Annotated in this window: 11 protein-coding genes; 8 read left to right on the plus strand and 3 right to left on the minus strand. The window is 51.3% G+C overall.

What is annotated here, in order from left to right:
* The first annotated feature begins 9 nt into the window (after positions 1-9).
* From glyS to A7983_RS08345, 6 genes are all read left to right on the plus strand, one after another.
* Positions 10-2,079: a glycine--tRNA ligase subunit beta gene (glyS, locus tag A7983_RS08320; RefSeq protein ID WP_005968096.1), complete on the plus strand. Its 2,070-nt coding sequence runs from the start codon at positions 10-12 to the stop codon at positions 2,077-2,079.
* 326 nt (positions 2,080-2,405) lie between these two features.
* Complete coding sequence (locus A7983_RS08325; protein ID WP_167354026.1) at positions 2,406-3,110, plus strand: DUF3053 domain-containing protein; 705 nt, start codon at positions 2,406-2,408, stop codon at positions 3,108-3,110.
* Positions 3,111-3,535: 425 nt separating this feature from the next.
* Positions 3,536-5,443: a PTS mannitol transporter subunit IICBA gene (locus A7983_RS08330; protein ID WP_005968092.1), complete on the plus strand. Its 1,908-nt coding sequence runs from the start codon at positions 3,536-3,538 to the stop codon at positions 5,441-5,443.
* A 61-nt stretch (positions 5,444-5,504) separates the two neighbouring features.
* A complete protein-coding gene (locus A7983_RS08335; protein WP_005968090.1) occupies positions 5,505-6,653 on the plus strand; it encodes a mannitol-1-phosphate 5-dehydrogenase in 1,149 nt (382 codons plus the stop codon).
* Between the two features lie 117 nt (positions 6,654-6,770).
* Positions 6,771-7,334 carry an MltR family transcriptional regulator gene (locus tag A7983_RS08340; RefSeq protein WP_005968088.1) on the plus strand — a complete coding sequence of 188 codons (564 nt, stop codon included), beginning with the start codon at positions 6,771-6,773 and terminating at the stop codon, positions 7,332-7,334.
* Positions 7,335-7,492: 158 nt separating this feature from the next.
* Complete coding sequence (locus tag A7983_RS08345) at positions 7,493-7,855, plus strand: YibL family ribosome-associated protein (protein ID WP_005968086.1); 363 nt, start codon at positions 7,493-7,495, stop codon at positions 7,853-7,855.
* 110 nt (positions 7,856-7,965) lie between these two features.
* On the opposite strand, the gene A7983_RS08350 is transcribed toward A7983_RS08345, so the two are convergent.
* From A7983_RS08350 to fdhD, 3 genes are all read right to left on the minus strand, one after another.
* A complete protein-coding gene (locus tag A7983_RS08350; RefSeq protein ID WP_005968084.1) occupies positions 7,966-9,858 on the minus strand; it encodes a methyl-accepting chemotaxis protein in 1,893 nt (630 codons plus the stop codon).
* Positions 9,859-10,243: 385 nt separating this feature from the next.
* Entirely contained in the window at positions 10,244-10,870 is a 627-nt protein-coding gene (gene sodA, locus A7983_RS08355) for a superoxide dismutase [Mn] (RefSeq protein ID WP_005968082.1), read from the minus strand.
* Positions 10,871-11,128: 258 nt separating this feature from the next.
* The gene (gene fdhD, locus A7983_RS08360) at positions 11,129-11,962 is read right to left on the minus strand and encodes a formate dehydrogenase accessory sulfurtransferase FdhD (RefSeq protein ID WP_005968080.1); all 834 of its coding nucleotides are present in this window, start codon (positions 11,960-11,962) and stop codon (positions 11,129-11,131) included.
* Between the two features lie 271 nt (positions 11,963-12,233).
* Here fdhD and exaC point away from each other — a divergent pair, with 271 nt between their 5' ends.
* On the plus strand, positions 12,234-13,769 hold the full coding sequence (gene exaC / locus A7983_RS08365) for an acetaldehyde dehydrogenase ExaC (protein WP_005968077.1): 1,536 nt from the start codon (positions 12,234-12,236) through the stop codon (positions 13,767-13,769).
* A gap of 207 nt (positions 13,770-13,976) precedes the next feature.
* Positions 13,977-14,969: an acyltransferase gene (locus A7983_RS08370; protein WP_005968074.1), complete on the plus strand. Its 993-nt coding sequence runs from the start codon at positions 13,977-13,979 to the stop codon at positions 14,967-14,969.
* The last annotated feature ends 20 nt before the right edge of the window (positions 14,970-14,989 follow it).

Here is a 14,989-nt window from a genome sequence, read left to right on the forward strand (position 1 = left end):
GAGGCAGCCATGACTGACAAGACTTTTCTGGTGGAAATTGGCACGGAAGAGCTGCCGCCGAAGGCTCTCCGTAATCTGGCAGAATCCTTTGCCGCTAATTTCACGGCGGAGCTGGATGCCGCTAATCTGGTGCACGGGGACGTAAGCTGGTTTGCTGCGCCGCGCCGTCTGGCGCTGAAGGTTGCACGCTTAAACGCTTCTCAGCCCGATCGTGAAGTAGAAAAACGTGGCCCGGCGATTTCCCAAGCGTTTGATGCGGAAGGCAAGCCGACCAAAGCGGCAGAAGGCTGGGCGCGTGGCTGTGGTATCACCGTTGAGCAAGCTGAACGTTTGACGACCGACAAAGGCGAATGGCTGCTGTATCGTGCCCACGCTAAAGGTGAACAGGCGCAGGCGCTGCTGGCGGGTATGGTAAGCACCGCATTATCGAAGTTGCCGATCCCAAAATTGATGCGCTGGAGCGACAAAGAGACGCAGTTTGTGCGTCCGGTACACACCGTAACCATGCTGTTGGGTGAAGAATTGATCCCCGGTCAGGTATTGGGTATCGATTCCGCTCGTACTATTCGCGGCCACCGCTTTATGGGTGAAGCTGAATTTACGATCGACAATGCAGAGCAGTATCCACAGATTCTGCTGGAACGCGGTAAAGTCGTTGCCGACTACGATGCGCGTAAAGCCAAAATCAAAGCCGATGCGGAGGACGCCGCACGCAAGATTGGCGGTAATGCCGATCTGAGCGACAGCCTGCTGGAGGAAGTCACCTCGCTGGTGGAATGGCCGGTGGTACTGACCGCGAAATTTGAAGAAAAATTCCTTGCTGTGCCGTCCGAAGCGCTGGTTTACACCATGAAAGGTGACCAGAAGTATTTCCCGGTTTACGACAACAGCGGCAATCTGCTGCCGAACTTCATCTTTGTTGCCAATATCGAATCCAAAGATCCACAACAGATTATCTCCGGTAACGAAAAAGTGGTGCGCCCGCGCTTAGCTGACGCCGAATTCTTTTTTAATACCGACCGCAAGAAGCGTTTGGAAGATCACCTGCCGCGTCTGGAAACCGTGTTGTTCCAGCAACAGTTGGGTTCGTTGCGCGACAAAACTGACCGAATTCAGGCGCTGGCAGGCTGGATTGCTGGTCAAATTGGCGCTGACGTGAATCACGCAACGCGTGCGGGTCTGTTGTCCAAGTGTGACCTGATGACCAACATGGTGTTCGAATTCACCGACACGCAGGGCGTGATGGGAATGCACTATGCGCGTCATGATGGCGAAGCCGAAGATGTTGCGGTCGCGTTGAATGAGCAATATCAGCCGCGCTTTGCGGGTGATGAACTGCCGTCTTCTGCGGTGGCCTGTGCGCTGGCGATTGCTGACAAAATGGACTCGCTGGCAGGAATTTTTGGCATCGGTCAACATCCAAAAGGCGACAAAGACCCATTTGCGCTGCGTCGTGCCGCCCTCGGTGTGTTGCGCATCATCGTCGAAAAACGTCTGCCGCTCGATTTGCAGACGCTGACCGAAGAAGCGGTGCGCCTGTATGGCACCAAGCTGACTAATGCCAAGGTTGTGGATGACGTGATTGAGTTTATGCTCGGTCGCTTCCGCGCCTGGTATCAGGAAGAAGGTCACAGCGTGGATACCATTCAGGCGGTATTGGCGCGTCGTCCAACCCGTCCGGCCGATTTCGATGCCCGCGTGAAAGCGGTCAGCCACTTCCGCTCTCTGGATGCAGCAGCGGCGCTGGCAGCGGCTAACAAGCGTGTCTCCAACATTCTGGCGAAGTCTACCGACACGCTGAATGAGAGCGTTAATGCTGCCGTATTGAAAGACGCGGCAGAAATTACGTTGGCAACGCACCTTGTCGTGTTGCGTGACAAACTGACACCGCTGTTTGCTGAAGGTCGCTACCAGGAAGCGTTGGTTGAGCTGGCCTCACTGCGTGAACCGGTCGATGCATTCTTCGATCAGGTCATGGTTATGGCGGAAGATGAGCAGGTTCGAGTGAACCGCTTGACGCTGCTAAGCCAACTGCGTGAGTTGTTCTTGCAGGTTGCGGATATTTCCGTTCTGCAATAACGACAATAGCATTATCGTCATCTCAACCCCCGAATAGGTTCTCCTGTTCGGGGGTTCTTTTTTCCGCATTCCAGAACATCTCCATCCTACTGTTACGACCCGCATCGACGGACTACGCTGTGGGTAAAAACCCTGCGATCGTCCCGTGTATCTCAATGCTTAAACGATGGGTGTTAGTTGTCAGGTCTGGCCTTTTTCTACACAGCCAGCCTGATTCGACTATGCTTATATCGTAGAAAATCTTGTCATGGAAAGCGTGTTTTTATCTGAATAAAGCACGGCTGGCGGGGCAGTAAGCATAACAGGAGTAGGGAATGAGAAGGCTGATGACATACCGTTCACGCTGGCTGCTGCCAGTTCTGGTTATTCTGGCGGCATTGCAGCTTGCTGCCTGTGGTGACAGCGAAGCCGACCAGCGCAAGGCATTCATTGCGTTCCTGCAAAGTGTACAGTCGCAGCAGGATGGGAGATTGCCAGCCTTAACGGAGGAGCAGAAGAAGGATTTTGGTAATTTCACCAACGATTACGCCATTTTAACCACCTTTTCTCAGCAGTTTAATCAGGCGGTGTCCGTCAGTTTGACGCCGATGCTGGTGCAAATTTCCCGTATTCGCGTCCCTAAAGACTATCTGACGCAGCGTGATGCGCTAAGGCAATCTGTCGGAACCATGAGCCTGTTAGCGCAGCATGTTCAGGCGGCAAAAACACAGGCCGACAATGCCCACAGTACGTTAAAGCAGCCTGAAGAGGTGCAAATTCCTTATGAGCGGCTCTATGCGCGCACGGTAATACAGCCGACGAATGCGCTGCTACCTGCTATTCCGAATGCCACGTCGTTTGCACAAAGCCTGATCCAGGTTGGGGATTTCCTTCAGGCTCAGGGCGATCAGCCGATATTTAACGGCGCGTCGGTGCAATTCCGTACGCCACAGCAGGCTGCGCAATATAACAGTATGGTGGCGGCACTACCTGTGCAACAGCGGAATGTAATGAATGCACTCAGAGGGGTAAATGGCGTGAATTATCCCTAATAACCTCCTTTAGCGAGTCAATATGAGCGGGGCGGTATTCTGGATAAGATGAGTTTGGCAGGCGAGAGAGGAAAATAAATTGTGATACATATCACATAAATAAAACAAATGCCGACCTTTAAAGTGTGATTTAAATCACATTTAAGGTGCTGTATTTGTCTACAAATCTGTTTAGTTTTTCATTTTTAACGGTTTTTTGTGAAGTAAATCACCTATTTGTATCGTTGATGTAGGGTGGTTGTGTGATTTTTGTCACGTTGCTGCCATGAGGTTGCGGTATGAAAACAGCGTGTTAGAGTCCGCGCTGCATACAGTAATAATGACGGAAATATTCTTGTGGCAATCGGTGTTTTTATAGCCACGCCGTCTCACGATAATTACCACGCGCTCTTATTGTCAGCGCGTTTCAATAGGGGTGTGTTTTTATGCTTTCACCAGATATTAAGATCAAGGTGCAAAACTTTGGTCGCTTCCTGAGTAATATGGTGATGCCCAATATTGGCGCATTTATCGCCTGGGGTATCATTACCGCGCTGTTTATCCCAACGGGCTGGATTCCCAATGACACGTTGGCGAAGCTCGTTGGCCCGATGATCACGTATTTGCTGCCATTGCTGATTGGTTATACCGGCGGACGCTTGGTATTTGGTGAGCGTGGTGGTGTAGTGGGTGCAATTACGACGATGGGTGTGATCGTCGGGACCGATATCCCGATGTTCCTCGGCGCGATGATCGTCGGTCCGTTAGGCGGCTGGACGATCAAGCGTTTTGACCGCATGGTTGACGGTAAAATCAAAAGCGGCTTTGAAATGCTGGTCAACAACTTCTCTGCCGGTATTATCGGTATGTTGTTGGCAATTCTGTCGTTTTTGGCGATTGGCCCGCTGGTTGAAGTCTTCTCTCAGGTGCTGGCTTCCGGCGTTAACCTGATGGTACAGAACAACCTGCTGCCGTTTACGTCCATCTTCGTTGAACCCGCGAAAATTCTGTTCCTGAATAACGCCATCAACCACGGTATCTTCTCACCGCTGGGCATTCAACAGGCGACAGAAACCGGCAAATCTATTTTCTTCCTGATCGAAGCGAACCCAGGCCCGGGTATGGGCGTGCTGATGGCTTACATGTTCTTCGGTCGTGGTAATGCGAAAGAATCAGCTCCGGGCGCGGCAATTATTCACTTCCTAGGCGGGATCCACGAAATCTACTTCCCTTATGTATTGATGAATCCGCGCCTGATTATCGCGGTGATTCTGGGCGGGATGACTGGCGTATTTACGCTGAGCGTGTTGGGTGGCGGTTTGGTTTCTCCTGCCTCTCCGGGGTCTATTCTGGCCGTGTTAGCGATGACGCCAAAAGGCGCTTACTTCGCTAACCTCGCGGCCATCGCAGCCGCTTTCGCGGTGTCCTTCATTGTGTCAGCGATTTTGCTGAAAAGTACCAAGCAAAAAGAAGAAGACCTGGGCGACGCGACACGCCGCGTGCAGGAAATGAAAGCCTCTTCCAAAGGTGCGGCGACTAACACGGGTGTCAGCGGCGACATGAGCACCGTGCGTAAAATCATCGTAGCCTGTGACGCCGGTATGGGTTCCAGCGCGATGGGGGCTGGTGTGCTGCGTAAGAAAGTTCAGGATGCCGGGCTGACCAACATTTCGGTGACCAACAGCGCGATCAATAGCTTGCCGGACGATGTCGATCTGGTGATTACGCACCGCGACCTGACCGAACGGGCGATGCGCCATGCGCCGCAGGCACAGCACATTTCGCTGACCAACTTCCTTGATAGTGGCTTGTATAGTGACTTGGCAGCCCGTCTTGTTGCAGCGCAGGGTGCTGCGAAACCTGAAACGGTAGCGACACCAGCACCAGCCGTAGCCGATGCGCAGACGAACCTGTTCCAACTGGGTGCGGGTAATGTCTTCCTGAATCAGCATGCGACACATAAAGAGCAGGCAATCCGTTTTGCCGGTGAGCAACTGGTAAAAGGCGGTTACGTCGAGCCTGAGTATGTTGAAGCGATGCTGGAGCGCGAAAAGCTGACTTCTACCTATCTGGGCGAATCAATTGCCGTACCACACGGTACGATTGAAGCGAAAGACCGCGTGCTGAAAACGGGCGTTGTCTTCTGCCAATATCCTGAAGGTGTTCGCTTTGGCGATGAAGAAGACGAGGTGGCGCGCCTGGTTATCGGTATTGCTGCCCGTAACAACGAACATATTCAGGTCATCACCAGCCTGACTAACGCGCTGGATGATGATGCCGTCATTGAACGTCTGGCGCATACCCAAGATGTTCAGGAAGTACTCGACTTACTCTCTGGTAAAAAGAGTGCCTAATTGATGTGGCTAGTGCCGCCTTCGGGCGGCCTCTTTTTATGTCTTTTTAAGGTTATGTCTCATGAAAGCATTACATTTTGGCGCAGGTAACATTGGCCGTGGATTTATTGGTAAATTGCTGGCGGATGCCAACGTCGAACTGACATTCGCTGACGTCAATCAGCCGCTGTTGGATGCACTCAACAGCCGTAAAAGCTATTCCGTACGGATTGTTGGTGATAACACTCAGGTCGATACCGTCAGTAACGTCAGCGCCGTTCACAGCGGCAGTCAGGATGCCGTTGCGCTTATTGCCGTCGCCGATCTGGTGACGACCGCTGTGGGGCCGCAGATTCTGGAAAAAATCGCCGGAACTATCGCTCAGGGGCTGGTTAAACGTCATGACGACGGTAATACCCGGCCGTTGAACATTATCGCCTGTGAAAATATGGTGCGTGGCACCAGCCAGTTAAAACAGCATGTGCTGAAACTGCTGCCGGAAGGTCATCAGGAATGGGTGGTCGAGCATGTGGGATTCGTGGATTCCGCTGTGGACCGTATCGTGCCGCCTTCCGAAGCGGGCAGCGATGATGTGCTGGCGGTGACGGTAGAAACCTTCAGCGAATGGATCGTCGATAAAACCCAGTTCTGTGGCGAGTTGCCAGCGATCCCCGGTATGGAACTGACCGACAACCTGATGGCGTTCGTTGAGCGTAAGCTGTTCACACTCAATACCGGCCATGCGATTACGGCTTACCTCGGCCAGCAGGCACGCCATCAAACGATCCGCGATGCGATTCTTGACCCGAAAGTTAGAGCCGTGGTCAAAGGCGCAATGGAAGAGAGCGGTGCAGTACTCATCAAACGCTATGGTTTTGATGCAGATAAACACGCCGCCTATATTAACAAGATTCTCAGCCGCTTTGAAAACCCCCATCTGCATGATGATGTAGAGCGCGTTGGCCGTCAGCCGCTGCGCAAGCTGAGTGCTGGTGACCGTCTAATCAAGCCGCTGCTCGGAACACTGGAATACCATTTGCCGCATGACAACCTGATTACCGGCATTGCTGCCGCGATGCATTATCGCAGTGAACAAGATCCGCAAGTGCTGGAGCTGGCCGAGTTAATCCACACACAGGGTGTGCAGGCGGCGCTGGTGCAGATTTCTGGCCTGGATGCTGACAGCGAGGTTGTCGCGCAAGCAGTGAATGTGTATAACGCCATGCAGTAATCGGCGCGTCTCGTCACCAGGCAGGTGTGGTCTTTTCGACACGGTGTAAAGGTATACGGGCGACGTCGGGAATGCGATGTCGCCACACCTGCCGGTAAGCATGCTACCGAGATGGGTATGCTGTGTGCGGGTTTAAAGGGTCGAGAAGTGACGATGGAAGAAACACAGGCGTTTGAAAACCGGGTTCTGGAAGCGCTGAACTCAGGGAAGACCGTGCGCGATTTTATGCTCTGCGCCGTTGAATTGCTGGCTGAAGCGGCTAGCATCCTGATGTTGCAGGTGTTCCGTAAAGATGACTATGCGGTGAAATATGCCGTTGAACCCCTGATGACGGGAACGGGGCCACTGGGCGACCTTTCCGTGCGCCTGAAACTGATTTATGGCCTGGGGATGATCAGCCGTAAAGAGTATGAAGATGCGGAATTATTAATGGCGCTGGGCGAAGAGCTAGCACATGACGATCGGCACTATCGTTTTACCGATGATGAAATTCTGGGGCCTATCGGCGAGTTGCACTGCGTTGCGGCATTGCCCGCAGAGCCGGCTTTGCCTCTGGGGGCTGATGCCGATCCGCTTCTGGTGAGTATGCAACAGCAGCGTTATCAGCAGATGGTGCGTTCCACGCTGGTTTTATCCTTAACCACATTGATTGCGCAAATCAGTCTGAAAAAGGCGTTTTAACCCCATTCTGCAACATTACCCTACTACGCCGTCAGGCGTTTATACTCGTCATACTTCACGCTGTTTGTGCGTTGGCTACTCTTCCAACAACTCGAATTATTTAGCGTATAGTGTATGCTGTGCCCCGCATTATTCTCCCGTTATATAGGTTATCTTTTATGAAAGAGCAGGAAAAAGCAGAGATCAAACGCCTTAGCGACCAATTGGATAAGCTGACGCATAAGCAGACCACGCTGCTGGCACAAGGTGATGCCGAAGCAATCGCCCTCAATCTGGAAGCCTGCGAGAAGCTAACGGCTGAGATTGAGCGCCTGCGTAACGTGAGAGAACAAAAACTTAGCAAAGAAGCGCAGAAACTGGCGGACCTACCTTTCAACCGTGCGATTACGAAAAAAGAGCAGGCTGATATGGGGACGTTGAAGAAGAGCGTTCGCGGTTTGGTGATTGTGCACCCGATGACCGCACTCGGGCGCGAAATGGGCTTAAAAGAGATGACAGGCTACGCGCCGAAATCGTTCTGAAGCTTTTTCTCTGCGTAGACAGAGGATAAGTGATGGATGCTTGATAGTACTGATTAACTGACAAAGCCCCTAATTAAATAGGGGCTTTGTCATTTTTGCCGTTTTTGATTTTAGCTCGGCGCGTGCAGACGATGCGTTTGGTTGTTAAACGCGATACCGGCGGGGGTATCATCATGCTGTGCGTTGGCCAGACGGAAGACGGAAACGGCCTGCTTCAACAGTCTCGCCTGCTCTTCCAGCGAGTCGGCGGCGGCAGAGGATTGTTCGACCAGTGCGGCGTTCTGCTGCGTGGTGCTATCCATCTCAACAATCGCCTGGCTAACCTGAGTAATGCCCCGGCTTTGTTCATCCGATGCGGTGGCAATTTCCCCCATAATGTCATGCACCTGCGTGATGGAAGTGACGATATCGTTCATCGTTTTGCCCGCATTGCCGACCAGCGTCGCACCGTGTGATACCTGACTAACGGATTCAGAGATCAGGCCTTCAATTTCCTTCGCAGCCTGAGAACTACGCTGAGCAAGACTACGGACTTCGCTGGCGACAACAGCAAAGCCACGGCCTTGCTCACCAGCGCGGGCGGCTTCTACAGCGGCGTTCAATGCCAGAATGTTAGTCTGGAAAGCGATACTGTTGATGACGGATGTGATTTCCGCGATACGTTTGGAGCTGTTCTCAATCGCGGTCATGGTTTGCACCACGTTATTCACCTGCTCGCCACCCTGTTTTGCGGTTTGGGACGCGCTAATAGCCAACTTGTTGGCATGGTGTGCGTTGTCTGCGTTTTGCTTAACCGTTGCGGTGAGCTGCTCCATGCTGGCGGCGGTTTGTTCAACGGCAGCGGCCTGTTGCTCGGTACGTGAAGATAAGTCTGTGTTGCCTGCTACGATTTCGCCAGACGCGTTAGAAATCTGGCTGACGCCGACGCGAATGTCATCGATCATATTGTGTAGGTTGTCATTCATTTTCGACATCGCACTCATCAACTGGCCCAGTTCATCTTTACGGGTGGTATTGATGGACATGGTGAGGTCGCCTGTTGCAATTTTTTCAGCCATGCTCAATGTGCTACCCAGTGGCGTGGTGATTTGACGCGAAATAAACCAGGAGATTAGCAGGCCAAGCAGTAGCGTAACCAGTGCCGCGATGCTCATTTGTAGCGTGGCGTTGTAAATATCGGCCTGTGAGGCGGCAAGCTGATCGCTGGCGAGGGATTTGATAACGACATTCAACTGATCGGCAACAACTCGCATTTGCCCGGCCTGTGCCATTTCGTCCTGATAGGCTGGCATATAGGCCAAGATCTGCTCTTCATAGTTGTTCACGATCGTCATAACTGGCGCCAGTGTGTCACGCTGTTCGGCAGACAGACTCTGATAAAGGAAAGTCAGTGACGTTTGTGCGGCGTTGATAGCATCCGTCAACTTTTCTTCGGATTCTTTATCCGTTGAGAGTAATAAACCGCGAACATGGTAACGAACGGAAATCAGCTTTTGATTTAAGTCAGAAAGTAATAATTGAAGATTAGCACTATTGTTGTCTATCTTTAATTGGTCGTTGAGCTGTTCCAGAGGTTTTTCCGTTGTTGAAATATTCCAACTTTTTCTAACGGCATCTTTGGTGTTCACTGCATTAATATAATTTTTTTGTTTTTCCTGATAACTGGCAATTAATGTAGGAATACTGACTATTTTCTCTGCATCATTTTCCGGCCAGCTAAACATTTTTGCTTTTTCGGCGAGTGTACTGATGTTTGAAATATGCTCAATGTTCTTTTTTATATCATCAGGATTATAATTGGCCCCGTATAATGCGCGATAATACTTAGCCTGGTTGATCTCATCATTGATATTGTTGCTTAAATTAACTTTATCAATACTGTCTTTTAGCGAGCCTATATGCATAATGCCGGCACCAGCAATTACCATGGTCATCAGCAGGATCAGGAAAAAGCCCAATCCTAATTTTTTACCGACTTTTAGATTGTCAAAATTTATAGCCATCACATTTCACCACTATCTCGTATTGAGCCAAATTCATTATCCTGATGCACACTTGATTAGCGGTGTTAGCATCTCGGATTACCACGCGCCAAGCCAATCCTGCAAAACAGCATGATAAAAACCCGCAGTAGATATCGGCACTCTACTCTGAAACTTTACGCGTTGCCTTTTTTTCGGGCTTGAAGCCTATGCACTAACAGGGATGCGTAAACTGTGCGAGATCGTGGCGATTGGGTTGTGTGTGGCGGTGGGGAATTGTGAGGAAAGCCAGGGTATATGTGGTTTGAAGTATGAAAGGGATAATAAAAAGCTGGAATAACACGTTGTTATCCCAGCCTTGATTCAAACGCAGAAGTCACCTGATCGTATCAGGCATCCAGCGGTTTTATTTTTTCGCGCCAGCGAAGCGAGCAGATGCTTCGTCCCAGTTCAGCACGTTCCAGAATGCTTTAGCGTAATCTGGGCGACGGTTCTGGTATTTCAGGTAGTAAGCGTGTTCCCACACATCCAGACCGACGATCGGGTAGCCAGATGCGCCAGAAACCGCTTCACCCATCAGTGGGCTGTCTTGGTTTGCGGTAGAAACCACAGCCAGCTTGCCGTCGTCTTTCAGAACCAGCCAGGCCCAGCCAGAACCGAAACGGGTTGCTGCTGCCTGCTCAAATTTCTCTTTAAACGCATCAACGCTGCCGAAATCACGTTCGATTGCTGCTTTCAGATCGCCAGTCAGCGTAGTGCCTAATTTCAGGCCTTTCCAGAACAGGCTGTGGTTAGCGTGGCCGCCGGCGTTGTTACGCAGTGCTGCTTTTTTCTCAGCAGGGACCTTATCCAGTTGAGCAATCAGCTCTTCAACCGATAATTTAGCCAGCTCAGGCAGGGATTCCAGCGCGGCATTAGCATTATTGACGTAAGCCTGATGGTGTTTGGAATGGTGAATTTCCATCGTTTCTTTGTCGAAATGCGGTTCCAGTGCGTCATAAGCATAAGGCAGCGATGGCAGTGAATAACTCATGTTTAGCATCTCCATGGTAAAAAAAATGTTACGGCACTGTTCTGTTAGTACCGCGTAAGCAATACGTTCATTATAGTTAATTAAATGATATTGAAAATGATTATTCTCGATCTGGTGCGATGAACCATATTGCTTTACCTCATGATAACAAACGGTTATGTCGTTATTGCATTATGTAAAAACAAATTAATCTATACCGTCATGCTTCAAATAGCTTGTGTGCCTGTGGAGAGCTATCGTGATTCTGACGGCAATAGCTTACTCGCTCAGGCGTTGCGGATGCGTGTAAATTGTCGCATGTCCTGGTCGACAAAAACCCACCAGCGTCAGGTTGCAGCGCTGTGCAACGTCAACGGCCAGCGAAGTGGCTGCCGAGACAGCAAACAGGATTTCCACGCCACACATGGCAGATTTTTGTACCATTTCATAGCTGGCTCGGCTGGAAACCAGTGCCGCCCCTTGCTGCCACCCTTGCTTTGCTCGAGTGCCAAGCAATTTATCCAGCGCGACATGGCGGCCGACATCTTCACTCCCCCCGCACAGCGTGCCGTCTGGTGCTACCCAGCTTGCGGCATGAGTGCAACCGGTCATCTGGCCGATCTTCTGCACATCGCGCAGTCGCGCCAGCGCATTTTCAAGTTTGCTGAGGGAAAATGTCTGAGTGAAAGGCAGAGGCACCACCGGTTTGCCGATTTCCGCAAGCTGCTCTACGCCACATACGCCGCAGCCTGTGCGCCCATCCATCGATCTGCGTCGTTCTTTTAGCCCGGCAAAGCGTCGGCTAGAAAGCTCAATATGAACTTCAATACCGTTACAGGCGGGTTGCACATCAATACCGTAGATATCTGCTGGTGATTGGATAATACCTTCAGATAAGGAAAATCCGAGAGCGAATGGTTCCAACTCTTTCGGTGAAGCCATCATCACAACATGTGAGATGCCGTTATAAACCAGCGCCACGGGCACCTCTTCCGCCAGCCAGTCAGACTGTGGCTGATGCAGCGAATCGGGATGATAGACCGAATGTTGCGTTGCGCCTTCAAGGGCGGCATCTGCTCGTAAATGAACCTCTTCCACCTGAAATACCTGCATGTTAGTAACCCTGGAAATTAAAAGTATTATTTCACCGAGCCTGAAGGGATGCGAATTTTTCTCCAGGAACAGCGAGTGTGCTCGCATAGCAATGTGTATTTTTCCTGCAACAGGAAAGAAACTGTGCGTCAACTCGAAGAGTTGCCTTCTTCTCTGGCCGAATCCTGTCGCTAACGTCATACCCCGTATAGGCTTTATGTAGCGGCTTACTGCTTGCCTCTTTTTTTCACTGCGGCATGGCCGCTCACCCGGAAATGAAAAGGAGACTGAAATGGCGCACGATAATCTCGAAGGCCGATCTGCATCTGGTGATGTCGGCTCTCTTAATCTGAAAAAACGCTATGACAATTTTATCGGCGGAGCTTGGGTTCCACCTGATGCGGGTCAGTATTTTGTCAATTTGACGCCAGTAACGGGTCAACCTATGTGTGAAGTAGCCAGTTCGACAACGCGAGATATTGACCATGCGTTGGATGCGGCTCATAACGCAAAAGCGAAATGGGGTGGTCTGTCGGTGCAGGAGCGGGCGCTGGTGCTTAATCGTATTGCCGACCGGATGGAACAAAACCTTGAACGGCTGGCGCAGGTGGAAACCTGGGATAACGGTAAACCGATACGTGAAACCAGCGGGGCGGATGTGCCGCTGGCGATTGACCACTTCCGCTATTTCGCGGCCTGTATCCGTGCGCAAGAGGGGGCGATTAGCGAAATTGACGGCGATACCGTGGCCTATCATTTTCATGAGCCTCTCGGCGTTGTTGCGCAGATTATTCCCTGGAACTTCCCGCTGCTGATGGCCTGTTGGAAGATGGCACCAGCACTGGCTGCCGGTAACTGTATTGTGCTGAAGCCTGCCAAGCTGACGCCGATGTCGGTGCTAATTTTGATGGAGTTGATTCAGGATCTACTCCCCGCGGGGGTCATTAATGTCGTCAATGGGTCGGGGAGCGAGATTGGCGAGTATCTGGCAACATCGAAACGCGTTGCGAAAGTCGCGTTCACCGGGTCGACCGAAGTGGGCCAGCAGATCATGAGCTATGCGGCGCAGAACGTGACGCCAGTGACGCTGGAGTTGGGCGGAAAATCGCCGAACATCTTCTTTGCCGATGTGATGGATAAGGAAGACAGCTTCTTTGACAAAGCACTCGAAGGTTTCACGCTGTTTGCCTTCAATCAGGGAGAGGTTTGTACCTGCCCGAGCCGCGCGCTGGTGCAGGAATCGATCTACGATCGCTTTATGGAGCGGGCAATCAAGCGCGTTGAGGCTATCCGTACCGGTAACCCGCTGGACAGCAAAACCATGATGGGCGCACAGGTGTCAGCCGGCCAGCTTGACACCATCCTTAACTATATTGATATCGGTAAGAAAGAGGGCGCGCGGGTGCTCACGGGCGGCCAGCGTAAGGCGATGCCTGGTGGGCTGGCAGAAGGTTACTATCTGGAGCCAACGATATTGTTCGGTAAAAACAGTATGCGCGTCTTCCAGGAGGAAATTTTCGGCCCGGTGCTGGCGGTAACGACGTTCAAGACGATGGAAGATGCGCTGGAGATTGCCAACGATACAGAATACGGCCTGGGCGCTGGCGTGTGGAGCCGTAACGGCAACATCGCTTACCGAATGGGGCGCGGCATTCAGGCTGGTCGAGTCTGGACCAACTGCTATCACGCCTACCCGGCGCATGCGGCATTTGGGGGCTACAAGCAGTCTGGTATCGGGCGTGAAAACCATAAAATGATGTTGGAACACTATCAACAAACCAAATGCCTGCTGGTGAGTTACTCTGATAAGCCGATGGGATTGTTCTAACAGCATACTTCCTTAAAACCCTGCGCGCCTGCCACTGCGGGTGGGTGCGCATGCGTAGCCTAAATCGATGTGGATTTTCTGCGTTAATTCGTCCTAAGCACTCAGATTTGCCCGATGGTTAGTCGCTGATCGTTGATAGTAGATTGTGTCAGCGCTTAACAACGGCTACGCTGTTTTGAATAGCGCTTTGCTTTCAAGAGGTTGTGCATGACAGATAAGATCGGCTGGATTGATAACCTGCGGGCGCTGGCCTGCATGATGGTCGTTCTGATTCATAGCACAACCTACTATATTACTGCGGGCGGCATACCGGGCGACGGGCACTGGGATGTGGCGAATGTCCTGAACTCTGCTTCACGCGTCTGCGTCCCGCTGTTTTTCATGATCTCGGGCTACTTATTTTTTGGTGAGCGTAGTGCGGGGAAAAAACATTTTCTGCGTATCGGCTTATGTCTGCTTTTTTATAGTACGGTCGCGCTGATCTATATTGCGACACTCACACCGATTAATGGCCTGAATTCATTGCACCATGCGCTACAAAAACCGGTCTTTTATCACTTATGGTTTTTCTACGCCATTGTAGTGATTTATCTGCTCTCTCCACTTATTACAATCAAGCCAGTATCGGGCAAATATTTGGCGGTCTTGATTATCTTATTAGCTGTTGTCGCCAACCCCAATACGGGGCGAGTGGGGTTTGAAGGGTTTAAATTACTACCCGTTAATCTCTATATTTACGGCGATACGTTTTACTACGTGCTGTATGCCGCGCTGGGGCGAGCGTTGGGCATGTTGGACGTGCCAAAGAAAGTCGTGCTGGCCGCTATCCCTTTCTTCATTGCGTGTGTCGCGCTGATTGCGATGGGGACGAAGCATCACACATTATTGAATGACACGTTCACTCAGACGTTTTATATCTACTGTGGCCCGTTAGTTTTCCTGGCTGCGGTCAGCCTGTTGATCGTGTTTAAGCAGTATTTTAGCCAGCGGGTTCTACCCGGTTTTGCTATCATTTCGCGCCATTCGCTGGCGATTTACGGTTTCCATGCGTTGATTATTCACTATCTGCGAACGCATGATGTCGCGTTACCATCTCACCCGGTTCTCGATATTTTTTATGTTTTTTCCATCGCGCTGGCGGGTAGCCTGCTGCTTTCGATGGCGCTACAGAAGATTGATGCGCGGCGCTGGGTGAGTTGATGAACTGTCCAGTACATTGG

Origin of the sequence: Pectobacterium wasabiae CFBP 3304, assembly GCF_001742185.1 — a bacterium.
GTDB classification, from domain to species: domain Bacteria; phylum Pseudomonadota; class Gammaproteobacteria; order Enterobacterales; family Enterobacteriaceae; genus Pectobacterium; species Pectobacterium wasabiae.

Bases quoted from the DNA above. Each gene is read 5' to 3' on its own strand.
- fdhD (WP_005968080.1), bottom strand. From the start codon at position 11,962: ATGCAGGTATTTCAGGTGGAAGAGGTTCATTTACGAGCAGATGCCGCC.
- A7983_RS08335 (WP_005968090.1), top strand. From the start codon at position 5,505: ATGAAAGCATTACATTTTGGCGCAGGTAACATTGGCCGTGGATTTATT.
- glyS (WP_005968096.1), top strand. From the start codon at position 10: ATGACTGACAAGACTTTTCTGGTGGAAATTGGCACGGAAGAGCTGCCG.
- A7983_RS08325 (WP_167354026.1), top strand. From the start codon at position 2,406: ATGACATACCGTTCACGCTGGCTGCTGCCAGTTCTGGTTATTCTGGCG.
- A7983_RS08370 (WP_005968074.1), top strand. From the start codon at position 13,977: ATGACAGATAAGATCGGCTGGATTGATAACCTGCGGGCGCTGGCCTGC.
- A7983_RS08340 (WP_005968088.1), top strand. From the start codon at position 6,771: ATGCTGTGTGCGGGTTTAAAGGGTCGAGAAGTGACGATGGAAGAAACA.
- A7983_RS08330 (WP_005968092.1), top strand. From the start codon at position 3,536: ATGCTTTCACCAGATATTAAGATCAAGGTGCAAAACTTTGGTCGCTTC.
- A7983_RS08345 (WP_005968086.1), top strand. From the start codon at position 7,493: ATGAAAGAGCAGGAAAAAGCAGAGATCAAACGCCTTAGCGACCAATTG.
- exaC (WP_005968077.1), top strand. From the start codon at position 12,234: ATGGCGCACGATAATCTCGAAGGCCGATCTGCATCTGGTGATGTCGGC.
- sodA (WP_005968082.1), bottom strand. From the start codon at position 10,870: ATGAGTTATTCACTGCCATCGCTGCCTTATGCTTATGACGCACTGGAA.
- A7983_RS08350 (WP_005968084.1), bottom strand. From the start codon at position 9,858: ATGGCTATAAATTTTGACAATCTAAAAGTCGGTAAAAAATTAGGATTG.